Consider the following 22,669-nt stretch of genomic DNA (forward strand, 5'->3'; position numbering starts at 1 on the left):
GGTCAGCTCCCCACCGAACCACACGAGAGTTGGAGATTCCCATGCCCTATCGCAAGGGACAGCACGTGGAGTACCGGGACCACCAGGACGAGCTTCAGCGGGGCGAGATCCGGAGCGCCGAGGGCAGCGGGGCGCAAACGCGCTACGCCGTCCAGAACGAGGCGACCATGCGTGAAGACAAGGTCAGCGAGAACCAGATCGAGCGGGAGCTGTAACCAGCTGTCCTGCTGACGCGGCCGCCGTTGCACGGAACCAACGTGCAACGGCGGCTACTCTCTTTCAGCGCAGTCGGGGCCCGGTCATGGGCCCTCCGGGCTCGCTCACCGCCGAGCACCCGGGCCGCCGAAGCGTCCCGTGAGCGGGGCGCTGGGCATGGGGAAGTCAAGGCCTGTCGGGCCGGTCACCATCGCATGCAGCGAAGGGCCATCAAGGCCACATCGTCGCGGATCCGGCCGCCGGTCCATGAGCGCAGGTCGTCCAGCAAGCGGTCGAGCAGGGCGTCCGGATCGCTCTCGCCGATGCTTCGGAGGCGTTCGGCGACCGGGTAGAAGCGGCCCTGCCGATTGCGGGCTTCGGAGGTGCCGTCGGTGTAGAGCAGCAGCAGGTCACCGGGTTGGAAGGGGACCTTCTGCAAGCGATAACAGTCACCGGCCAGCTCACACAGCCCCAGGGGTGGCGCGGCCACCTCGGCCGACAGCTCGGTGACGGTCCCCTCGCGGTGGCGCAGCAGCGGTGGGGGATGGCCGCAGTTGACGATGACGGCCGCGTGGTTCTCCTCCGGTGCCGTGGTGACCAGAATCGCGGTGGCGAACTCTTCGCTTCGGCCGCGCCGGGTGATCGCGCCGTCGAGTCGCGTGGCCACGCTTTCCAGGCCGGGTTCGGTTCGGGCCACGTCACGGAAGACGCCGAGGATGTCGGCGGCGACCTCCACTGCTTCGAATCCCTTGCCGCGGACGTCGCCCAGCAGCACCCGGACGCCGAACTTGGTGTCCAGCAGGTCGTACAGGTCCCCGCCGATTCGGGCATCCGGCTCCGCAGCGGCATAGCGCACCGCCACCTGCAGACGGCCCACCCGGGGTGGGAGCGGGCGCAGCAGGGCCCTCTGAACCGCCTCGGTGATGTTGTGCAGCCGGGCCGCCGCCTGCTCTTCTCTGTGCATGAGGGCGATAACGCCCGAAGTGACGGCGGCAGCCAGCACCACGCAGCCCGCGGAGCTCACGTGGATCACTGTCGGCACACTCGGATTCGCCCGAGCGAGTACGAACACCAGGACGATTGCCAGAACACCCGCAGCCAGCGGAGCCCAAACCCTCCGGGCTCCGACGGCCGCCAGCACAGGCACCGAGATCAGGACCGGGGAAAGGGTGCTGTCCGGCCCGGACACCAGATCGACGGCTACGCACGCCGCAATCATCAAACAGCCGAGGCCGAGGAGAAACTTGACGCCGAGGGGCAGCTCCACCCACCTGTGGCGCTCGTACCAGGCGGCAACCATGGGTGTCCCCTCTGTCCAGGGCTCTCCCCTCCCAATGTTCCGGGCCGCGTCGTCATCCCGCCAGCCGGCGCTCACCGATGTCGGGCCAACCCTTGAACGCGCTCTGCGCATCGTCGCCGGCAGGCAGTCCGCTGGAGGCCAAGGGCCGGGGCCGGGCCATGCCCTCGGCCGGTGCTGGTCGCCTCCACGGATGCTTTGCACCATCTGGTCACCCACTTCTTCGAGTACGGCCGGGCGCTTGTGGAGGCGTCCGGCCGGGCGGGGTGACATCGGGTGCCGGCCATCAGCCGTCGCTGGATGGGATCCGGGTGAAGACCACGGCACGGTGGCGGTCCGCATGCCGTCGCACCTGGTTGGTTCACCGCGCTTGGATGCTCCGCCTGGAAGCCGCTGCCGCGGCGCCCAGGGAAGCCTGGTGACTTTGAGGCGTTCAGACCTGGTTTGCTGCCCCTGATCCCCATTTGGCGGACCCCGACGCTGTGGTGAGCGGGGCTTGGACGTAGTCTGCGGCCATGAATGACGCCCCGCCGCTCACTCCGTCCGAAGCCGTTGAACTGCTGCTGGCCGGAAACCAGCGCTTCGTCGCCGGCACCCCGCAGCACCCGAACCAGGACGCCGCGCGCCGTGCGGAGACCGCACCCGGCCAGCGTCCGTTCGCCGTGATCTTCGGCTGCTCCGACTCACGCCTCGCCGCCGAGATCATCTTCGACCAGGGCCTGGGTGATCTGTTCGTCGTCCGCACCGCGGGCCACGTGGCAGGGCCGGAGGTGCTGGGCAGCATCGAGTACGGCGTGAGCGTGCTGGACTGCCCGCTGGTCGTGGTGCTGGGCCACGACTCATGCGGCGCGGTCGCGGCCACCCGCGCCGCCCTGACCGACGGCGTCGCCGCCACCGGGTACGTGCGTGACGTCATCGAACGCGTCACCCCCAGCGTCCTGGCCGCCCGCGCCGCCGGGCTCACCCAGGACGACGAAATCATCGCCGAGCACATACGGCACAGCGTCGACCTCCTCCTGGACCGCTCCAGGGTGCTCGCCGACCAGGTCGCCACCGGGCGGACCGCCGTGGTGGGCCTGTCCTACCGGCTGGCCGACGGCAGTGCGCAACTCGTCACGACCCGCGGCCTGCCCGTCGAAGCGGCGGCCCCGGGACCAGGCGCCTGAACGGCGGCCGCACGGGCGGAGTGGGCGGGGGAGGCGTGGGCATGTGACCCCGTGAGTCGGTGTCGACCGAAGCGCGACGCCGTAACGCTGAGTGTTCGCGTAACGGGTCCGGTGTGTCACGTCCTCCTCGACCAGCGGCATCCTGCGGCTGTCGGGCAAGGCAAATAGCGCCGACTGGCCTCCTCGGGCGGCCCCGGCTGCCTCTTCTCCGGCTGAATCCGGCATGACAGCTCGTCGCCCCGCCGTCCTGCGATGCACCGCATCTGACGTCGTGCGCGTTGATCTACCAGGGATTACGGGACAGCCCTTACCCGCTGCGAACTGAAGGGCGGGAGCAGTACGGGAGCCGGACATCCGCTGGCCTGAATGCCCTCCCAGGAGACGCGGGATGCCGCCTTTTCCCAACCTCGTCATGCGGTCGAGCGGGTCAAAGGATGAACTGCTCGACCGCGTTCGCGAAACCCTCGTCCTCGTTGCTCGTCGTAACCCGCCTCGCCGCGCGCTGGACCTCATGGCTGGCGTTGCCCATTGCGATGGACAGTCCTGAGTGGGCGAACATCAGCACGTCGTTGGGCATGTCGCCGATCGTGGCGATCTGTTCGGGGGAAATCCGGAGCTTGGTGGACCAGTACTTGACGACACCACCCTTGTTGGCCTGCGGATGGGTCACATCGAGGTAGTAGGGCTGCGAGCGGGCGGCCGAGACGTGCTCGCCGAACTGTGCGCGAGCTGCGGCCGCGGCCTTCTCCACGACCTGGTGGTCATCGCTGACCCCGACGATCTTGGCGGCGCCCTGCTCCAGCCCGTCGAAACTGGGCACGAGCGTGGGTGCGAACTGCACCGTCCAGCTCTCGCGATCAACGTGCGGTCCCTTGAGATCGCGCACGTACCAGTCGGCGCCCTGGTAGATCCAGACGCTGAGGCCGAACGACTCCATGAGTGCGACGGCCGGGGCCACCACCTCCTCGGGAATGACCTTCTGTTCGACGACGGTCATGTCCGGGTTGACGATGAGACCACCGTTGAAGGCGGCGAGTTCAGTGGCCAGGGCCAGGGGCTCGATGAGCATGGACATGCCGCGGGGTGGTCTCCCGCTGGTCACCGCGAAGAGGACTCCGGCGTCGTGGAGCTTGTGGACCGACTGGACAGCGCGGTCGGTGAGGAGCTTGTCGCTCGTGACCAAAGTGCCGTCGACGTCGGCGAGAAGTAGGCGGATCGGTCGGGTTGGCATCACGCCTCCGTAAGCATTGATCGCGGCAGGTCCGGGCTGGGAAAGGCAAGGGCTCAAGGATGCGGGGGACCCGTGGGACGGGTCCGTAGTCCCTGATTTCCGAAAGTTGCTGGAGGGCACCGTCGAGTCTGGCATCAGACGCAGTTGCGTGCTTCTCGACGAGGGGAGGCCAACGCGCTTCAGGCACGTAATGCTTCGACGTACCCCTGGCGGCGCACGGACCAGTGCCATCCTGGCGCGACCGGAGGCGCCATAAGGTACACCCGACTGGTCGGGCGGAAACCGGCGGCATCGCCGGCATGTGTGTGCTCGTCATCGGCGCCTTCACCGGTTTCGAGGCGACCGCGATCTACGCGGAGGAGGCGCGCGACCCATGCCGCAAGGTTTCCCGGGCCACGTTCATCGCCATCGGCTTTCTCACCGTGTTCCACGCGGCCGGCTGCTGGCTGATCATGGGCGCGTTCGGCGCCGACCGGGCCGTCGACCTCGCGGGCGAGGCGGCAGGCCCCGACCTCCTGGACGGGGTGTGACTCTGTTGGAATCACTTGGACGGCTGCTGGCCGAGCCCCGATGGGCCTCGCCGCCGGATACCGACGCAGGCGAGGCGGACCAGCAGTTGCGGGCCGGGTGGATCCGCCGCGCCGGTCGGCAACCTTTCGGGCGCCCGGCGACACCCGGCGTGCTGCGTGTCGAGGTGGTGGCGGGCGATCCGGTGGACCGGGCACCCGTCGAGACCCGCATCCTTCTCGACGGGCGTCCCGTGGTTCCGGAGTTCTTCGCCCGCGGTCCAGCCAACAGCCCCGACTTCCTGCTGGACGAGGGCCTGCTCCGGGCCGCCTCGGAGCCCAGGGAGGTACAGCTCGCGGAGGCATACTGCACCGAGGGATGCTGCGGCGCGCTCTACGTCACCATCCGACGTGATGGAGACCAGGTGCTATGGGAGAACTGGCGGCAGCCGTCCACCATGCCGGGAGCCCGCCCCCGAACTGGCTGCCTACCGGTTCGACGCCGTGGTCTACGACGCGGAGATCGCCCGTGCCGAGACCGACCACTCCTGGTCCCGGCCGGCCCGCACCACGGCCCGCTTGATCAAAGCAGGGCTGGTTGAGCGGCCGGATCTACTGAGCCGGTGGGACGCGAAACGGGGCTGGATCAGCAGCGGCTTCGAGGACCCCGACACCCCGTGGTGACCTTTGAGTACGCGCCGGGACTCGGCTCAGGGAAGCCGGACGGCATTCCCCTCCAATTCCGTTGGGTCGTGCCGGATGACGGCACCGCGCCTGATGCACAGGCAGCGGCCGCCCTGCGCCGGCTGGCCAAGGAAGACCCGAAAACCTATGGTCAGGTATGCGGCGGCAACCGCGAGCGCGCCGAGGAACTCGGATTCTCCTGGCCCGAGCGTGCCTGAGCCCCGGCAGCAACTGTCCGCAGATCCGAACGACACACCGCTGAGACGTGGAACCGCGGGCGACCCTGGCCAGTCAGCAACCAGGGCCGCTCCCGCTTCCGGGTGGCAATCCACGTGCGCGGTGCCGAGGGCATCGTCGTCGGACTGGCCGAGCAGCTCGACCGACGGTTGTGGAAGGGGCGAGGGCGTCGTAGGCGTTGCCGTTGTCGAGCAGCGGGAGGAGCCGACACAACATTGGCCGAAGCGGTGGCCCGGCCACCGGCCACCCGGTTGAACCACTGGACGCACCGGCTGCCCGACATCACCAGGTTCACGCTCTTCGGCTACCCGCCGGACCTGTGCGTCGAGGCCATCGCGAACTTGCGGGCGGTGATTGGGCGTTCGACGCCGTTGTCAGTGCCTCCCCATAAAGTGGAGACATCACTCGGGGAGCATCGGAGGGGGAGCACAAACGTGTCCGCAAACAGGATTCAGCACAAGGTGAATCACGTCGCGCTGGTAGTGGACTGTTCGGGTTCAATGCGTCCGCACCAGAGTCAACTCATCCGAGTTGTGGACGAATTCGTGGCGGGGCTGAAGGCCGAGTCGGACAGCCTCGGCCACGAAACACGGATCAGCCTCTACTCCTTCGACCACAAGGTGGAGAACCTGGTCTGGGACATGGACGTGAAGCATCTTCCTTCCATGCGGGGGCTGTACAAGGTGAACAATGGCGCTACGGCCCTTATAGAGGCTTCTCTGAAGTCCTTGGACGACCTGGGCCATATCTGGGAGGAGTACGGCGAACACAGCTTCCTCCAGATCGTGGTGACGGACGGTGAGGAGAACGCCTCCGGCGGCGACAGGCGGCACGACGGTGACATGACCATCCTCGGCCCATGGCTCGACAAGATCGCGGCGAAGATGGGAGGGCTTCCCGGCCACTGGACTTCCGCGATCCTCGTTCCGAACTCCCTGGCCAAGCGCACCGCCCAGAACTATGGCTTCCCGGCCGGGAACATCGCCATCTGGGACGCGGATTCCCAGAAGGGCGTCGAGGAGGCGATCGGCACGGTGCGTGCTGCCGCCACCAGCTTCCTCCGCGGGCGGGAGCAGGGGGTGCGCGGCACGAAGAACCTGTTCGCCGTCGGCCAGGACATATCGGTTGACGAGGTGCGCGCGAACCTCGAACCGATTCCGGCCGACAGGTACCGGCTCCTGAAGGTCGACAAGGAGATCGAAATTCGCCCCTTCGTCAACTCGCATCCGGGCGTGACGTACGAACGTGGTTCGTGTTACTACCAGCTGGGCGCCCGGGCTCAGGTCCAGCAGAACAAGGAAGTCGTCGTGGTCGAGAAGGACACCGACCGCGCCTATACGGGCGACGCGGCACGGAGCCTATTGTTCGGTACGGATGTCCAGGGAACCGTCTCCGTCAAGGCGGGCAACAATCCCAAGTTGGAGGTGTACGTGCAGAGTCGTTCAGTGAACAGAAAGCTCAAGCCGGAGACGCGTCTGCTCATCATGCTCTGAATTCGATGAGCGAAGAGCGGGGTGGTCCGGGAGCAGCCCGCTCCCATTTCTCTGCACCGTAGTGAGTAACAGATGTCGCCGCGTGCGGTCACTGGCCGCACGCGGCGGCGCGACGGTCGGAGTACGCCGAATGAGAGTGCCAAGGGGACGCGCGAGCAGCATCCTCCCCGCAGACGCGGGGACGTTCCGCTCGGCACGTGCAAGGTCACCGAAGAGCCGGCGCTTGCCGCGCCCACGCGGGGCGTTCCGCTCAAGGTCCCCGGTAACGCCGCACCGACACCGACGGCGTCCTTCGAGGCGCCATAGGATCGGACGGCAGCGCTGGCCACGGGTCTACAGGGGGACAACTTGGAACCAACTGCCATCGGCACCCGACTGGCCTCGGCTGCGATAGCCCCCCTCGTCAAGAAGCTCTTCGTCACCGAGGGGCCCGGAGCCGGCCTGGTCGACAAGCCGATCCGCATCTCCGGCTACGTCTCGTTCAGAGGCGAGAAGCGAGCCCTCACCGAATCCGACGTGCGTGAACTCGCCGCCAAGCTCGTCAGACAAGCCTTGCGCGCAGGCGAACACCCCATACGAGAGGACGAACAGCAGGCTGTCACCGACGCACTCGCCGGCACCCTCCAGGCCCTCGGTGAACTGACCATCAGCGATCTCGACGCCGTCCGTCTCGGCCATCAGGCTTTCGCCCGCGACCTGCGACATGTGAGTGACAATCCCGAACGCCATCTCACCTCCGACGGCGCGTACTTCTACGAGGCCCTGCTCGACACCGCCTGCCTGCATATCCTCCACTTCTTCACGCAACGCTCGACCTTCGTCGCGCACACCCTGGTCCAGCAGACCCGCGCGGTCGACGAACTCATCCTCAAGGTCGACGAGCTGATGCGCCGCAGCACACTCCCCGGCGGCGAGGAAGCCGCCTTCGAGCAGGCGTACCTGGCGCACATCACCAAGAAGCACGGCAAGCTCACGATCTACGGGATCGATCTCGACAGCTCTTCGACACGATGGCCGCTGGACGTGGCGTATCTGAGCCTGGAGGCGTCGCCGCTCTCGGGGCCGTGGCAGTCGTCCGCATGGCTTCGCACGCTCCGGCCGGGCACTCGTGGGGACGACTCCGTGTCCCACCACCTGCTCAGCTCCTCGACCACCACCGGAGCTGTTCCGACGAGCGAGGCGGGGAGCCTGCCCTCGTCCGGCACCAGGGAGCAGGTGGAGGACACTTCGCAGCGGCTCCCGCATGCGGCTGCCGAACGGTCCGAGCCGTCGCAACGGCACAGTTCGAACGTCGACCGCCTGAACTCCCTCGTCCTCCGGGAGATGGCAGCCGACCAGCCGTTCCGCGAGTCGCTCACCTCGCAGCCCGCCGACCAGGCTCTGGCCACCGACCGGCGCATACTCCTCCGGGGCGAAGCCGGCTCGGGCAAGACCACCCTCATCCAGTGGCTCGCTGTCAGCACCGCCCGTCAGGACCTTCCCGACCGCATGGATTACCTCTACGACCGTATCCCGTTCGTCCTGCCCCTTCGGACGCTCACGCGCCACGGGGAGCGGCTACCCGCCCCCAAGGACTTCCTCGCCGTCACCGGCTGCCCGCTTGCCGGCACTCAGCCCACCGGCTGGGAGCACCGGGTCCTCGGCGCGGGGCGTGGCCTGATCCTCATCGACGGCATCGACGAGATCCCCGACCGTGAGCGTGAGCGGACACGGAGATGGCTGCAGGACCTGATCGAGACCTACGACGGTGACAACCGGTGGCTGGTCACGTCCCGTCCGTCGGCCGTGGACCAGGGATGGCTCGCCGAGGACGGTTTCACCGGGCTGACGCTGTCCGCCATGGGACCCGCCGACATCGCCACCTTCATCGGACGCTGGCACGACGCTGCCAGGGTCGGCGGCGACGATGCCGCCGACCTCGACAGGTTGGAGGGCCAACTCCTCACCGCCGTACGAACCGAGTCCGATCTCGGCCGCCTCGCCGTCAACCCCCTGATGTGCGGGCTGATCTGCGCCCTCCACCGTGATCGGCGAGGCTATCTTCCCCACGGCCGCAAGGACCTCTACGAGGCCGCACTCTCGATGCTCCTCAGCCGCCGGGACCGGGAACGGGACATGACGGGGCCCGACCTCGCCGACGCCCCGCAACTCGACGTGCTGCAGCGACTTGCCTACTGGCTCATCAGGAACGGCCGTACCGAGATGGACCGCTCCCGTGCGATGGACATCATCGGCCGGGCCCTTCCCGCAGTGCCGGAAGTCGCCGAACTGGGTGATGCGGAGACCGTCTTCGAGTACTTCCTCCAGCGCAGCGGACTCCTCCGCGAACCCGCCCCCGACACGGTGGACTTCATCCACCGCACCTTCCAGGACTTCCTCGGCGCCCGGGCCGTCCTGGAAGAAGGCGACTTCGGACTGCTGGTCGCACATGCGGCGGACGATCAATGGGCGGACGTCATTCGCATGGCGGTCGCCCTCGCCCGCGCCGGCGAACGCGTCATCATCTTCCGGGGACTTCTGGACCTGGGCGATCGTACCGAGGACAAGCGTCTCAAGGCCCGTGTCTACCTGCTTGCCGCGGCCTGCCTGGGACACGCCACCTCCCTCGATCCCGCTGTACGCCAAGAGGTGCAGCAGCGCGCCGCCACCCTCATACCCCCGGGAAACGAGGAGGAGGCCCGGGCCCTCGCCGAAGTCGGCCCCCTGATTCTCAATCTCCTGCCGGGCCCGGACGAGGTCGGCGACGTGGCCGCATTCCACGTGGTCATCGCGGCCACCCACATCAAGTCGGACGCTGCCGTCGCCTTTCTTGCCCGCTTCGCCGAGCATCCCTTTCTCCTGGTCCGCTCCCAGCTCTCATGGGCATGGTCGCGTTTCGACACGGCCCGGTACGCCGAGGAGATCATCGCGCGTCTGGACCCGGCGAACCTCAACTACGCCATTCGGTCGGACGACCAGCTTCGTCAACTGAACCGCCTCGGGCTGGAGCCGGAGAGCCTGGACATCAGGGCCGGTGTGTCACTCGAGGCCCTGGTCTCGTACATCTCCCGACACAGGTCGACGCGCCTCATGCTCTCGAACGACGCGGTTTCCGACCTCGGTTTCCTGGACGGACATACGGAGTTGCGATCACTCGTCATCGGCGCCTGCCCGGCTCTCGTGGACGTCACCGCGCTGAGTGGGCTGTCGATCCGGCATCTGGACATCACCGGTGCCGGCTCGGACATGGATCTTCATCCCGTGTCGCAGCTGCGGACTCTGGAGACCCTCAGGATCAGCGGTCCCTCCGGCCTTGAGTGGTCCCCACAGGATCTCCCGGTGCAAGCCCCGCTGAACAGCCTCAGCGTGTCCGGAGAGGCGCGCGCCAAGAGAGGGCTCGAGGGGCTTGGTGACCTCACACAGCTCACGAGCCTCACGCTCAACCCCCCGTCCAGTCCGGCTTCGACCGACGACTGGGAGGAGATCCGTGGTCTGTCCCGTCTCACCGACCTCAGCACGACCGCTGCGTCACTCGAGACCCTTCCGGCAACCGCGCTCCTGAGCAGCGTCTCCAGCCTGTCCCTCATCGGCGGTGGCGGTGAACGCGTTGTCCAGGCGGCCGTCAACCGATTGGCTCAAGCCTTCCCGGGACTGATCCTCTGCGAGATCACCGGCGACATGACGGCAGAAGGGGACGTCGACCTTTCCCCGTTGGCGGGGCTGGCTCATCTGCGAAGGCTCTCCCTCGCGATTGATCGCGATCGCGTCCGGGGAATCGGCACTCTGCCCTCGTGGGTGGACCTGCACCTTCTGTGACCTGACTGGGCGCAGGCGCTGTGACGATGTCGAAGGCGGCCGGCTCGGAGGCCGCCCGCGGCGGCGGACACGACCCCGTTGATGGACGAAGTCGTGCTCATACGCGGCGAGCAAGTCTTTCGGCGTCGGCGGCATCGACGACGCACAGGGCATACGCGGTGTCGCTCACGGCGTTGTCCCTCGGAGCAGGCGGGGTCAGATGGCGGTGCGGCCGCCGTCGACCGCGACGGTCGCGCCGGTGATGTAGCCGGCCTTCGGCGACGCGAGAAATGCGACGATCTCGGCGATCTCGGCGGGCTCGGCCGCGCGCTTCATCGCGGTGGTCTCGGCGACTGCGTCGAAGAACTCGCGGGTCGCGCCTGATGTGTAGACCGGGCCGGGCGCGACGGTGTTGAAACGGACGCCGCGACCGCTGTACTCAGCCGTCCAGCTCTGCGTCAGGGACGCCAGCGCGGCCTTGGTCGCGCCGTACGCCGCTCCCCTGGCCAGGCCGAGGCTGCCGGCCATGCTGCCCATGTTGATCACGCTGCCCGATCCCCTTGCCGCCATCGCCGGGGCGAACGCCGCCACGAGGAAGAACGCCGCGCGGACGTTGCCGGCGAACATCGAGTCGTAGTCGGAGACCTTCATCTCCTCGGTCGGCGCCAGGACGGCGTGACCTGCGTTGTTGACCAGGACATCGATCTCACCGACCTCGGTGGCAAGCCGGTCGATGCCGGCCGGGTCCTCGAGGTCCGCCTGGACGAACCGGGCCTCGCCGCCGGCGGCGGTGATCCCGTCGACGGTCTCGGCACCACGCTGGGCGTTGCGGCCGCTGACGACGACGGACATGCCGTCGGCGGCCAGCCGCTCGGCGACTGCCCGGCCGATGCCGGAGGTGGACCCGGTGACCAGGGCGGTAAGGGGGCGCAGGCCGAGGTCTTCGTGCTCCACAGACATGGGGTGCTCCTTGCGGAATCGTTGTGCGGTCCGGTCTGTCCGGGAACCGGCGACGCCCGGACACCGGTCGGCGTCGATCTCGCGTAGCCGAGGCAGCGCGGTCTCCTCGGTCCGGACCCGCACGAGCCGTACCCGCTTGGGCAGCGGCGGGCGGTCGCAGGGCTCGTAGCTCATCGCCGCCGATGGTCGGCGACCCGCAGTGGCCCCGCCGTCCGCAGGCCGGCCGACGAGGCATCACTGTCACGATACGGTCGTCCCGCCCAAGGGAGCGGCATCCCGCCCGGCCGACACGGGCTCCACCCCCTTGGTCGGCACGACGGTCGACGACGAGGCGGATGCGGCAGTCAGGCAGGTCCGTTGAGGGCTTCGCGTGGGAGTATCTGGCGCCATGAGGGCGTCCCCTTCGGTACGCAGCGTGCGCGCGGTGGTGTTCGCCGTGCTCTCAGTGTTGCTGGCAGCCTGGGGCCATGCGCTGGCGACGGGTGCGGCACCACCGGTATGGGTGCAGGCCGTCGGGTTCGCGACCGTCTTCGCGGGCGGCTGGCTGCTGGGCGGCCGGGAGCGGTCGCTGGCCGGCATCGGCGGCGGGACGCTCGCGGCCCAGGGCGGGCTGCACGACGCATTCGACGCCGGACGGCCTCATGCCGTGCTGGGCATCCACACCATGCAGGGCCTGCGTATGGCCCATCAGCACGCTCTGACGCCCCACGCCACCGCGGTCCATATCGCGGCGGGCGTCCTCGTGACCTGGTGGTTGCGACGCGGCGAGTCCGCGCTGTGGTCGCTGCTGCGACGGGCGGCGGTCGCGTGGGTACCGGCGCTGGTGGGTCGGTGGCACGCACGGAGAGAGCTGTGTGTCGCACCGGTCGCCGTGGGCTTCGTACACGGGATCGCGGGCGAGCTGCGGCCGAGGCGTCAGGTACTGCTGCGACATGCCGTCCACCGTCGAGGACCGCCCACCGGGAGCCCGTACGCGCCCTGAATCCACCGACCCCAGTACGGAGTTCCAGTCATGCCCTCGACACGCACCGCCCTGCGCCGGGCAGGCACCGTGGCCGCCCTCGCGACCGCCGGCGTCCTGACCGCTGCGGGCGTCGCCTTCGCGCACGTCACCGTCCACCCCGACAGCTACGCCAAGGGCGCCACGGACGGAGTCCTCACCTTCCGCGTGCCCAACGAGGAGGACACTGCCGACACCACCAAGGTGCAGGTCTTCCTGCCCGTCGACCACCCGGTCCTGGGAGTACTCGTCACCCCTCAGGACGGCTGGACCGCGAAGGTGACGACCACCAGGCTCAAGACCCCCGTCAAGACCGACGACGGCACCATCACCGACGCCGTCTCCGAGATCACCTGGTCCGGCGGACGGATCCGATCCGGTGAGTACCAGGACTTCGACGTCGTCTTCGGTCAGTTGCCGCACGACACCGATCAGTTGGGCTTCAAGACGCTGCAGACCTACTCCGACGGCAAGGTCATCCGCTGGATCGAGGAGACGCAGAAGGGTGCGGAGGAGCCGGAGAGCCCGGCACCCGTCCTCAAGCTCACGGCCGGTACCGCGGGTGACGAGAGCGCACCCATGACCGCCTCGTCCTCGGAGCCGGAGGCCACGGCCAAGGCGTCGAGCAGTGACTCGACCGCACGCGGCCTCGGCATCGCCGGGCTTGCCGCGGGCGTTCTGGGGCTTGTCGCAGCCGGGGTGGCCATCGCTCGTGGTCGCAAGGCCGGCTCCGCATAGCCGCCGCGCGCAAGCACGGTCCCGTCGGCGTCCCAGTTCCGTCGGCGGGGCCGTGCTGCCGCTCGTCCACACCGACCCGCTCATCCACACCGACGCCGACGCGGAGCGTCTCTGCGGAGCTGCGTGGTCGGCCCCGCCACGCCGCCGCCGACCGAGTATGAGACCGCGACCGAGTGAACGGCCGACCCCGCGCCCACCGGCGCGGTCCACGGCGTGGTGCTACGGTGCCGTCCGAACCGGCGGACAGGGGGGTGTGCGCATGGAGTGGGGGACGTTGGTTGCGACGCTGGGCGGCGCCGTGATCGCGATATCCGGAACCGTTCTGGCCGACCGTCTGCGCACGCGACAGGAGGCCGACCGCGGCCTCGGCGCGCGGCGCCGCGAGGCGTACATCGATTTCATCGCTGCTGCGGGCGCCGCGCATACGCAGCTGCGCCGACTCGCGCAGGCACCTGATGCCGCCACCGACTTGGAGTCGGCCAGCCGCGCCGCCTTGACCGAGGCCAGACTGTACGAGGTACGGGAGAGGCTGTTCATCGACGCCAGCGCGACGGTCGCCGGCGCGGGCCAGGCGATGTTCGAGCAGCTTCGCGCACTGCGCAGCGCCGTCGCGACGGGCGCGCCCGTCTCCTCACCCGCCTTCCACGATGCGTACCACCCGTACATCGCGAGCGTGTGGGCCTACCGAGTCGCCGTCCGCGACGAACTGGAGGGGCAGTCTCTGGTACCCGCCGTCTTCGGCTGGCACGCCTGGGACGGCAAGGAGCGGTGCCCCTTGTGCAACGGGGACCTGGCCGGCGCGGGCTGATCCGCGTCCCCCGGGGTGGCGCACGGCAACCGGAATCCGCAAAGGGCTGTCCCGTAGCCGACCGGTCCAGTAAGTGACGGTCGGGTCGTACACTCGCGACATGGGACGGACCAGTGACGCCAAAGAGAAGATCCTCAGTGCCGCGCAGTCGCTCATCGAGCTACGCGGGTACTCGGCGTTGGGCGTGGCCGAGATCTGCAAGGCGGCCGGTGTCCCCAAGGGCAGCTTCTACTATTTCTTCGAGTCCAAGGAGGCCCTTGCCCTTGCCGTCATCGACGAGCACTGGGCCGGCCAGAAGCGGGACTGGACGGGCATTCTGAACAGCGAAGCAGAACCACTGGACCGGCTGCGGCAGCTGTTCGAGGTGACGGAGGCCGGCCAGCGCGCCGGCCAGCAGAGCTGTGGCACCGTCTCGGGCTGTCTGTTCGGGAATCTCACCCTGGAGATGAGCAACCAGACCGAGGCCATCCGTGCCCGACTGCAGGAGATCTTCGACGCACAGGTCGAGATGGTCGACTCGGTCATCACCGAGGCTCTTGAACGCGACGAGGTCAGCGTGACCGACACCCGGGAAGCCGCACGGTCCGTCGTCGCCCAGCTCGAGGGACAGGTGCTGTTCGCCAAGCTCTACAACAACACCCACAGGCTCAGCCCCCTGTGGGCGAACTGCCTGGCCCTGCTCGGTGCGCGCGCACCGCAGGAGGCACTGGCCGGCAGCTGACACCCCCGCCCGGAGCGGCGGCCGGCACCAGGGGCTGAACGGCGGGCGACAAGGGGTGTCAAGGGCGATCGCTCCGAATCGGCGCGGTTTCTGCCGACGCGGACCGCCGTCCGGGGACGGTGCTCCGCACGACGGCCATGTGGTGCGGGAAGCCGATCCGCAGCACGGCGGCGGCACCGGCGGCGGCGAGGACCACCAGGGCGGCCAGGATCAGGGCTTGGTGGTAGCCGTGGTGAAGCAGCGGGGTGACGACCAACGGGCCGAGGATCTGGCCCACGGAGTAGCCGGCGGTCAGCAGGGCGACCGACCTGGGGAACTGCAGGTGGGTTCCTGCAGCCAGGGCGATGGTGCTGACGCCGAGGAACGTCGCGCCGAACAGCAGCGCGGAGATCAAGGCAGCTGTCACGCCGCCGATCAGCGCGGGGAGGGCGATGCCGACCGCCTGGATGACGAGGGCGGCGCACAACAGGTCGGGGCGGGACCAGTGCCGGCCCAGCCGGGCCCACAGCGCCGAGGACGGTACGGCAGCCAGACCGACGAGCACCCAGGCGCCGCTGCCCGCCCAGCCCGGGGAGCTCTGCTCGATCGCGGCGACCAGGAACGTGCCGGCGACGATGTAGCCGATGCCCTCCAGGGTGTAGGCGGCGAACAGGGCGGTGAACCAGCGGTGCGGGCGCGGGCGCGGGCTCGGTCGGGCGGGCCCCGTCGTGGAGCCGGCGTCGGACGCGGGTGTGCCCTCAGGGCGCAGATTCCATGCAACAGCGGCGAAGACGGCGGCGAGTCCGGCCGAGGCCCACCAGGCGGCCCGCCAGTCGGCCACGGAACGCAGGACGAGAACGAGCAGACCGGACAGGGCGATGCCTGCGCCGACTCCACCGAACGCCCAGCCGGGCAGGTGAGCGGGGTGATCGCGCAGGTGGCTGAGGACCGAGCTGACGGCGACGACGAAGATCAGGGCGCTGGTCAGGCCGGCCAGCAGTCGCAGCACGATCCACACGGTGACGCTGTGGGTGGCGGGCATCGCGACGAGACTGCCGGTCAGGACGATCAAGGAACCGCGCAGCACTGCGGGTGAGCGGACCAGTGCCGGCATCGCGATGCCCATCAGCGCTCCGACGAGGTAGCCGATGTAGTTGGCGGTGGCCAGGTTCGCGCCCGCGGCTGAGGACAGCCCTGCCTGGGTGTGCATCAGGGGAAGGATCGGGGTGTAGACGAAGCGGCCGACCCCCATGCCCGCGGCGAGCGCTGCGGCGGCCTGCGCCACGTGGGTCCACGGCGAGCGGAACGGGCCGCTGGACCGGGCGGAGGAGCGGCGCTGGGTTCGCAGTCTCATGACGAAGTCCTCGTGGGGCCGTGCGCGTGTGCGGGGCGCGGTCTTTTGCTGCGGCCGCGTGACGGCGGCGGTGTATGTCCGAAGGAAGACCGCGGGTCACCGCGTGGCGTCGGTCCGGCCCGGGTCGTTGGGGTGGGACTCGAGAGGGGTGACGTCGAGCGACATCCACGAGCGCAGAGGCAGCGTGCCGAGCACCTTCTCGTGGAGCTCGGCCTCGTCGGCGGCACGCCAGACGCCGATGCTGCGCAACTCGCCGACCGGGCGCCACAGCCGGGCCAGGTGGCCGGTGGAGGCCAGTTCCTTGGCACGGACGGCTTCGGCGGCGCGACGCCGGTCGACCTCGTCCTGGGTGGTGCCCTCAGGGATGGTGGTGGTGATCTCGACCAGGAATTCGCGCATGGTTCTGCTCCGTTCGGTCGGCGTCCGGTTTCGCACCGGTGCGCCATTGGTGCGGACGGTTTCCATGGGCCATCGTGTACCTGCCACGAGGGCCGACGCCACGACCGGCATCCTTGGTACTTGTAGGCGCAGCCTCCCACCGGACGTAGCATGGCGGGCGTGGAGTTGCGTCAACTGCGGTACTTCGTCGCGGTCGCCGAGGAACTGAATTTCGGCCGGGCCGCCGAGCGGCTCCTGATCGCCGGGCCTTCGCTGTCCCAGCAGATCAAAGTGCTGGAACGCGACCTCGGCGTGAGCCTGTTCGACCGTGACCGCCGCTCGGTGTCCCTCACCCCGGCCGGGGCGGCCCTGCTCCCGCACACCCGCGACCTGCTGGAACGGGCCGACGACCTCCAGCGCCGAGCCGGCCGGCTTTCCGGAGCGGAGCGGGTCCGGCTCGGTTACGTCAACTGGCTCCCGGCAGACCTGGTCGCCCGCACCCCCGCGGTGGCCCAACTCCACATCGACGCGTGGATCGCGCCCTCCCACACGCAGGCCGCCCGGGTCGCCGACGGCAGTCTGGACCTCGCGGTGTGCTGGGTGCGGACCGAGGACCTGGAGCAGCTCGGCCTTCAGGCGCGGCTCATCGGCGCCGACCGGCTCTACGCCGTCGCCACCGGCGATGACACCGGCGAGGTACTCGCCCGCGACACCGATGTCCTCCTCGACGACGACACCACCTCCTGGTCGTCCTGGAACCTCTATGCCGAACAGTTGGCCCGGGACACCGGGGCCCGCGCCGTACACATCTCGGACGGCGGTATCACCGGCTCCGCGTTCTTCGACCATGTCCGGCGCAGTGGCCGCCCGGTCATCAACTCGCCCAAGGGACAGTCCGCCCAGCTGCCGCCCGACCTGGTCCCCCGTCCGGTCCGCGGGCCTGAGGTGTACTGGCCCTGGTTCCTGGTCTGGCGCGGCAGCGAGGCCCGCCCGGCCGTACGTGCCGTGGTCGACGCGCTCTGCGACGGCGTCGGCGACCTGGGAATCGACGCCCCGGGCGCCTGGCGCCCCGACAGCGGCGCGCAGGGACAATAGGCGGCCCCGCTCCTCCGGCGAACCGGCGTCGGTCCCGGCCTCGGCCAGCCTGGGATGGGAGGCTGCGCCTATCAGCAATGAGGAATCCGGTCCTTGGACTGACGTCAGTGCTCGTTGACTCTTTCTCGACCGGTCGTCTACCTTTCGATAGGTGACCGGTCGGCTAGTCGATCGGTCGGAACACATCCCGTTATGGAGAAGATCATCATGAGTGCTCAGGGCCAGAAGGTCGCAGTCATCACCGGCGCGTCGCAGGGCATCGGTGCAGGCCTCGTCGACGCCTACCGCAAGCTCGGCTACGGCGTCGTCGCCACCTCGCGGACCGTCGCCGAGTCGCAGGACACGGACGTCGTCACCGTCCAGGGCGACATCGCCGACCCCGCCACCGCCGAACGCGTCATCGCTGCCGCCGTCGAGCGGTTCGGCCGTGTCGACACCCTGGTCAACAACGCGGGCATCTTCCTCGCCAAGCCCTTCCACGAGTACACCCAGGACGACTACGCCACGGCGACCGGCGTGAACCTGCGCGGCTTCTTCCGCATCACCCAGCTGGCCATCGAGCACATGCTCGCCCAGGGCGGCGGGCACATCGTCAACATCACCACCAGCCTGGTCGACCACGCCGACTCCAACGTCCCCTCCGTGCTCGCCTCGCTGACCAAGGGCGGCCTGCAGTCCGCCACCAAGTCCCTCGCCATCGAGTACGCCAAGCGTGGCATCCGTACCAACGCCGTCTCTCCGGGCATCATCAAGACCCCCATGCACGCCGAGGAGACCCACGAGGCGCTCGCCGGACTGCACCCGGTCGGCCGGATGGGCGAACTCAGCGACATCGTGGACGCGGTGATCTACCTCGAGAACGCCCCGTTCGTCACCGGCGAGATCCTCCACGTCGACGGCGGCCAGAGCGCCGGCCGCTGACCCGAAGGCGCCTCTGACGTGCCCCGTGGCCCGCTGGGCAGGGCCCGTCGCGCGGTGGTCGCCGTCGGGCGGGGCGCGTCGAGGCCGTGTTCAGACAGCCCGTACCAGGGGCGAAGCCGACGGCCTCGTGGTGCGGGCCACGAGGGGCGCGGCCACTCGGACCGCCGCCTCGCGCCGCCCGGCCATGCGCGCGACGTCGTCGCGGGCGGTCCCCGCCATCGCCGTTCCCGAGCCCGGCGCAGACTCGGGGACCTGCATCGTGACCCGCCGGGCAGGAAGCCGTTTGCCCCCGTCACACCTGACAGGAGATCCATGATGAACAGCACGACAGACAGCGAGGCGATCCTGCGCGGTGTCCTCGACCAGTGGAAAGCAGCCGTCGACGGGCACGACCCGCAGCGGGTCGCCAACCACTTCACCGAGGACGCGATCTTCCAGGGCCTGCGCCCCTACAGCGTCGGACGGCAGGGCGTCGCCGACTACTACGACTCCCAACCCCTCGGGATGACGGCCGCGTATCGGATTCTCGAAACCAGGCGGCCCGCCGACGACCTCGTGCACGGCTATCTGAGCGTCGACTTCTCGTTCACCGACAGGCCCACGGTGAGCGTCCATCTCGGTGTACTGGTGAAGCGAGTCGAGGACCGCTGGTACATCAGTCACTACCAGGTGTCCCGGCTCGATTAGTTGCGGCTGATCACTGTGCGCGCGTGGTGCCGGTGAAGGCCGCGGAATGGCTCCGTACGAAGTCGCGGAAGCTCAGCGGGGGGTGTCCGGTGATCAGCTCCACGTCGTCGGTGGCTCGGTCGTACCTGTTCGCGGCGTGCAGGCGCGCCATCGTGGAGAGGTGATCGCGAATGTGATCAGGCAGGCCCAGAGGCGTGAGCCTGGTGCGTACCCATTCCTCGTGGGGTACGTCGGCGTAGGTGATGTCTCTGCCCAATGCGTCGGTGAGTTCTTCCGCGATGGCTGCCATGTCGCGGGAGCGCTCTCCGGTCAGGCCGTAGGTGCGGCCCACGTGTGCGTCCGGCGAGGCGAGGATGGTGGCCGCCACCTCGGCGACGTCCTGGATGGCGACCGGGGAGGTACGGCCCGATCCGAAGGGAAGCCGGATGGTGTCGTCCTGCGCGACGTCGGCGGCCATGGCCATCAGGAAGATCGGGTTCTCCATGAACACCGTGGGCCTGATGTGGGTCACCGGGAGTCCGGACCAGTCGAGGGTCTGTTCGGCGAGCCAGTGCTGACGCTGTTGCCTGGATTCGCTGGTGCTGGCCAGTGTCATCTGGGAGACCGTCAGCTGGGACATGTTGACGAAGATCTCGAGACGCCCCTGGTCCAGGGCGGCCACCGCCGCGGTCACAGTCGCCTCCAGATAGTAGGAGGAGACGGTCAGCCCGAAGTACATCCGGCGACAGCCGTCGAGCGCCCGGACGACGTCGGCCGCCCGTGTCAGATCGCCCACGGCGACGTCCGCCCCCAGGTCGCGGAGCTCGGCGGCGCGCTCGTCGTCCCGGTGCACGAATGCGCGAACCGGCAGGCCGTCGCCGCGTAGGCGTTCCACCACCCTCCGGCCGACGTCGCCGGCGGCGCCTGTCACGAGGGTCAGGGCGGTTTCGGGTGAGGGGATCGAGGGTCGGTGCACCATGGGCGTGATCCTGCCGGGTCGCAGCGCCCGGCTGTGGGACGCCCTGCCGGTCAGACCGGGATGGAGCAGCGGTGCGACGAGTCACGGGAGATCATCCGCCGATGGGGGAGACGACATGAGAACCCCGCGCTCGCGCCTGCACGGAGCGGCGAGCCACCTCGTGCCGGTCGCCGCTGCGGTGCGGGGCCGCTCGTAGGGTGACCTGCGTGATCGTTCGTGACGGCGCAGGGAAGGCAGCCGGTGGCCGGCGGCCGGGCTATCCGGCGGCGGCAGTGGTGTTCGCCATCGGGATGGCCGGGACCACACTGCCCACTCCGCTGTACGGGCTCTACCAGGAACAGATCGGGTTCTCCGAGCTGCTGGTGACCGTGATCTTCGCCGTGTACGCCGTCGCGGTCATCACCGTGCTCCTGGTGGCGGGAAACTACTCCGACGAGGTCGGCCGCCGACCCGTGCTGCTGTGCGCGATGGCTCTGTCGGCCGCGAGCGCGGGATGCTTCCTCCTGCAGAATGGCCTGCCGCTGCTCTTCGCGGGGCGACTGCTGTCGGGCTGTGCGGCCGGCCTGCTGAGCGGTGCGGCAACAGCGGCCGTCATCGAGTTGGCGGGTCCAGGACAGAAGGCGCGTGCCGGTTTCGCCGCCACTGCGGCGAACATGGGTGGTCTGGGGTGCGGGCCACTGCTCTCGGGCTTCCTCGCGCAGTACACGCCTTGGCCGCTGACGCTGCCGTTCTGGGTCCACCTGGGGCTGGTGGCCGTGGCCGCGGTGATTACCTGGTTCCTGCCGGAGACCGTGGCCGAGCCGAAGAGTTGGCCGCCTCTGACGCCGCAGGGAGTCACGGTGCCTTCCGAAGTGAAGGGTGTGTTCCCGCCCGCCTCGCTGGCGGCGTTCGCCGGCTTCGCGCTTCTCGGGCTGTTCACGGCGGTCGCGCCGAGCTTCGACGCGCGGACGCTGGGTGTGCACAACCTGGCTGTCTCCGGCGCCGTGGTCTTCTCCGTGTTTCTCGCTTCGACCGTCGGGCAGTCCTTGACTCAACGGATCGGCGCCCGCCTCGCGCTCCCCGTGGGGTGCGGCATTCTCGTCGCGGGCCTGCTGCTGGTGGCGTCGTCGCTGATCGCCGAATCCATGGTGCTGCTCGTCCTGGGTGCCCTGTGCGGCGGCACCGGCCAGGGACTGGCCTTTCGCGCGGCACTCACCCTGGTCAGCAGTGCCGCCCCGGCAGAGCATCGTGGCGGCACCATTTCGGCGTTCTTCGTCGTCGCCTACACCGGGATCTCGGTGCCGGTGGTCGGGGTGGGTGCCCTGGCCACATGGCTCGGGCTGCGCCAAGCCGGACTGATCTTCACGGGCTGCGTGATGCTGCTGGCGGCAGGCGCGGGAGCGTACGCGGCATGCAGGCCCCCGGCGGGAGGAGTTGTCGGTCGCCGGTGAAGGCCGCGAGTCCTGTCGTCGGGGAGAAGCCGGAACACGTCGCGCCATTCGGTGACGTCCGCTCGTGTCACCGGTGAAGCCCTGAGAGCGTCGCTGTCGACGAAAGGGGTCCGGGACGCTGACAGGGCACGGCGCGAAGGTGGCGTCGTGCGCGCCATCACGACAGCCGGTGCTGGGCGTCGACCGGTGGGTGTGCGTCGGCACTTCGACGCCGGGTGGACGCCGCTTCCCTTGGCGAGGGCGCGGGGCCGGGGGCTGTGACCCCGGCTGTGATGCGCCGTCTGCGCGTGACCGGGGCGTGCCGTCGGTGGCTGTGGGAGCGGCGGTCGTGGGCAGGCCGGTCGTGGGGACGCGGCCTGCGGTTCTGCGCCCGGTGGTTCTGTGCGGGGTGCTGGTCGCCCGGGACGTGCTGGGCGACCGGGGTGGTTCGTCGGGCCGGATCAGTAGGCCGAGTTGACGTTGTCGATCGAGCCGTAGCGGTGCGCGGCGTAGTTGGCGGAGGCCGTGATGTTGGCGACCGGGTCGTAGATGTTCGTCGAGGTGCCGGCGACGTGGTACGCGTTGAAGGTGGGGTCGATGACCTGCATCAGGCCCTTGGAGGGGATGCCCTTCATGGCGTTGGAGTCCCAGTTGTTGATGGCCTGGGGGTTGCCGGAGGACTCACGCATCAGGTTCTTGCGGATGCCCTCGTAGGTGCCCGGGATGCCCTTGGCGTGCATGACCTTCAGCGACTCCTTGATCCAGGCGTCGACGTTGCCGCCGGACTGGGCGGGAGTGGCGGCCGAGGCGGCCGGGGCGCTGACGACGGTACCGGCCACGACGGCGGCACCGGCCGCGACCATGCCCAGCGAGATCTTCTTGGTCTTGGTCATGCGAGCGAACTTCTTGGGCATCGTGGTGATCCGCACGTGGTAATTCCTGTTCTGTCGGGGGGTGATGCCAAGAATTGTTAATCAGGAGGGAATCCCTGGTCAATGACCACCTCTTACTACTGCGATTAGTACCAGGCGCAGAGAATGATTGAAGAACTGGCTTCGTGGGACGGGTGGCGGGGCTC

General features: G+C 69.0%; 22 protein-coding genes. 15 read left to right on the top strand and 7 right to left on the bottom strand.

Features of this window, described 5'->3' with window-relative positions:
- Nucleotides 1-41: 41 nt before the first annotated feature.
- Nucleotides 42-215, top strand: a complete 174-nt coding sequence (locus OG963_RS39545; RefSeq protein ID WP_158716135.1) for a hypothetical protein — start codon at nt 42-44, stop codon at nt 213-215.
- Between the two features lie 185 nt (nt 216-400).
- On the opposite strand, the gene OG963_RS39550 is transcribed toward OG963_RS39545, so the two are convergent.
- Nucleotides 401-1,495, bottom strand: a complete 1,095-nt coding sequence (locus OG963_RS39550; protein ID WP_371799973.1) for a PP2C family protein-serine/threonine phosphatase — start codon at nt 1,493-1,495, stop codon at nt 401-403.
- A 512-nt stretch (nt 1,496-2,007) separates the two neighbouring features.
- Between OG963_RS39550 and OG963_RS39555 the strand changes: the two genes are divergently transcribed.
- Complete coding sequence (locus OG963_RS39555) at nt 2,008-2,658, top strand: carbonic anhydrase (RefSeq protein WP_030920328.1); 651 nt, start codon at nt 2,008-2,010, stop codon at nt 2,656-2,658.
- A gap of 427 nt (nt 2,659-3,085) precedes the next feature.
- Here the strand turns inward: OG963_RS39555 and OG963_RS39560 are convergent, their stop codons facing one another.
- Nucleotides 3,086-3,889 carry a Cof-type HAD-IIB family hydrolase gene (locus OG963_RS39560; protein ID WP_319325472.1) on the bottom strand — a complete coding sequence of 268 codons (804 nt, stop codon included), beginning with the start codon at nt 3,887-3,889 and terminating at the stop codon, nt 3,086-3,088.
- 224 nt (nt 3,890-4,113) lie between these two features.
- Here OG963_RS39560 and OG963_RS39565 point away from each other — a divergent pair, with 224 nt between their 5' ends.
- The 5 genes from OG963_RS39565 to OG963_RS39585 all read left to right on the top strand — a co-directional run bounded on the left by OG963_RS39565 (nt 4,114) and on the right by OG963_RS39585 (nt 10,604).
- Nucleotides 4,114-4,419 carry an amino acid permease gene (locus OG963_RS39565; RefSeq protein WP_371799974.1) on the top strand — a complete coding sequence of 102 codons (306 nt, stop codon included), beginning with the start codon at nt 4,114-4,116 and terminating at the stop codon, nt 4,417-4,419.
- Nucleotides 4,420-4,809: 390 nt separating this feature from the next.
- Nucleotides 4,810-5,079: a hypothetical protein gene (locus OG963_RS39570; protein ID WP_371799975.1), complete on the top strand. Its 270-nt coding sequence runs from the start codon at nt 4,810-4,812 to the stop codon at nt 5,077-5,079.
- Nucleotides 5,073-5,297 carry a hypothetical protein gene (locus OG963_RS39575; protein ID WP_371799976.1) on the top strand — a complete coding sequence of 75 codons (225 nt, stop codon included), beginning with the start codon at nt 5,073-5,075 and terminating at the stop codon, nt 5,295-5,297. Before OG963_RS39570 ends, OG963_RS39575 begins: the two co-directional genes overlap by 7 nt.
- 453 nt (nt 5,298-5,750) lie before the next feature.
- Nucleotides 5,751-6,809 (top strand): vWA domain-containing protein, encoded by a 1,059-nt coding sequence (locus OG963_RS39580; protein WP_319325762.1) that lies wholly within the window; start codon nt 5,751-5,753, stop codon nt 6,807-6,809.
- A 348-nt stretch (nt 6,810-7,157) separates the two neighbouring features.
- Nucleotides 7,158-10,604: an NACHT domain-containing NTPase gene (locus tag OG963_RS39585; RefSeq protein ID WP_371799977.1), complete on the top strand. Its 3,447-nt coding sequence runs from the start codon at nt 7,158-7,160 to the stop codon at nt 10,602-10,604.
- Nucleotides 10,605-10,799: 195 nt separating this feature from the next.
- Here the strand turns inward: OG963_RS39585 and OG963_RS39590 are convergent, their stop codons facing one another.
- Nucleotides 10,800-11,717, bottom strand: coding sequence for an SDR family NAD(P)-dependent oxidoreductase (locus tag OG963_RS39590; RefSeq protein WP_371799978.1), 918 nt, complete (start codon nt 11,715-11,717; stop codon nt 10,800-10,802).
- A 214-nt stretch (nt 11,718-11,931) separates the two neighbouring features.
- On the opposite strand from OG963_RS39590, the gene OG963_RS39595 reads away from it, so the two are divergent.
- From OG963_RS39595 to OG963_RS39610, 4 genes are all read left to right on the top strand, one after another.
- On the top strand, nt 11,932-12,525 hold the full coding sequence (locus OG963_RS39595) for a hypothetical protein (protein ID WP_319330715.1): 594 nt from the start codon (nt 11,932-11,934) through the stop codon (nt 12,523-12,525).
- A gap of 30 nt (nt 12,526-12,555) precedes the next feature.
- Nucleotides 12,556-13,281: a YcnI family protein gene (locus OG963_RS39600; protein WP_371799979.1), complete on the top strand. Its 726-nt coding sequence runs from the start codon at nt 12,556-12,558 to the stop codon at nt 13,279-13,281.
- A 259-nt stretch (nt 13,282-13,540) separates the two neighbouring features.
- Nucleotides 13,541-14,089, top strand: coding sequence for a CchlQ (locus OG963_RS39605; RefSeq protein WP_319330719.1), 549 nt, complete (start codon nt 13,541-13,543; stop codon nt 14,087-14,089).
- A gap of 100 nt (nt 14,090-14,189) precedes the next feature.
- Nucleotides 14,190-14,810, top strand: coding sequence for a TetR/AcrR family transcriptional regulator (locus OG963_RS39610; RefSeq protein ID WP_319330721.1), 621 nt, complete (start codon nt 14,190-14,192; stop codon nt 14,808-14,810).
- Nucleotides 14,811-14,868: 58 nt separating this feature from the next.
- On the opposite strand, the gene OG963_RS39615 is transcribed toward OG963_RS39610, so the two are convergent.
- Together OG963_RS39615 and OG963_RS39620 are read right to left on the bottom strand one after the other, a co-directional pair.
- Nucleotides 14,869-16,143 (bottom strand): YbfB/YjiJ family MFS transporter, encoded by a 1,275-nt coding sequence (locus tag OG963_RS39615; RefSeq protein ID WP_371799980.1) that lies wholly within the window; start codon nt 16,141-16,143, stop codon nt 14,869-14,871.
- A 96-nt stretch (nt 16,144-16,239) separates the two neighbouring features.
- Nucleotides 16,240-16,542 (bottom strand): muconolactone Delta-isomerase family protein, encoded by a 303-nt coding sequence (locus tag OG963_RS39620; RefSeq protein ID WP_319330723.1) that lies wholly within the window; start codon nt 16,540-16,542, stop codon nt 16,240-16,242.
- A gap of 150 nt (nt 16,543-16,692) precedes the next feature.
- Here OG963_RS39620 and OG963_RS39625 point away from each other — a divergent pair, with 150 nt between their 5' ends.
- From OG963_RS39625 to OG963_RS39635, 3 genes are all read left to right on the top strand, one after another.
- Nucleotides 16,693-17,616: a LysR family transcriptional regulator gene (locus tag OG963_RS39625; RefSeq protein ID WP_371799981.1), complete on the top strand. Its 924-nt coding sequence runs from the start codon at nt 16,693-16,695 to the stop codon at nt 17,614-17,616.
- Nucleotides 17,617-17,823: 207 nt separating this feature from the next.
- Nucleotides 17,824-18,537: an SDR family oxidoreductase gene (locus tag OG963_RS39630; RefSeq protein WP_319330727.1), complete on the top strand. Its 714-nt coding sequence runs from the start codon at nt 17,824-17,826 to the stop codon at nt 18,535-18,537.
- A gap of 315 nt (nt 18,538-18,852) precedes the next feature.
- Nucleotides 18,853-19,224 carry a hypothetical protein gene (locus OG963_RS39635; protein WP_319330729.1) on the top strand — a complete coding sequence of 124 codons (372 nt, stop codon included), beginning with the start codon at nt 18,853-18,855 and terminating at the stop codon, nt 19,222-19,224.
- A gap of 10 nt (nt 19,225-19,234) precedes the next feature.
- Here OG963_RS39635 and OG963_RS39640 read toward each other — a convergent pair whose 3' ends face one another.
- On the bottom strand, nt 19,235-20,182 hold the full coding sequence (locus OG963_RS39640) for an NAD(P)H-binding protein (protein ID WP_371799982.1): 948 nt from the start codon (nt 20,180-20,182) through the stop codon (nt 19,235-19,237).
- 206 nt (nt 20,183-20,388) lie between these two features.
- On the opposite strand from OG963_RS39640, the gene OG963_RS39645 reads away from it, so the two are divergent.
- A complete protein-coding gene (locus OG963_RS39645) occupies nt 20,389-21,612 on the top strand; it encodes an MFS transporter (protein WP_371799983.1) in 1,224 nt (407 codons plus the stop codon).
- A 440-nt stretch (nt 21,613-22,052) separates the two neighbouring features.
- On the opposite strand, the gene OG963_RS39650 is transcribed toward OG963_RS39645, so the two are convergent.
- Entirely contained in the window at nt 22,053-22,484 is a 432-nt protein-coding gene (locus OG963_RS39650) for a transglycosylase SLT domain-containing protein (protein ID WP_319330875.1), read from the bottom strand.
- Nucleotides 22,485-22,669: the final 185 nt, after the last annotated feature.

Origin of the sequence: Streptomyces sp. NBC_01707 (assembly GCF_041438805.1) — a bacterium.
Lineage (GTDB): Bacteria > Actinomycetota > Actinomycetes > Streptomycetales > Streptomycetaceae > Streptomyces.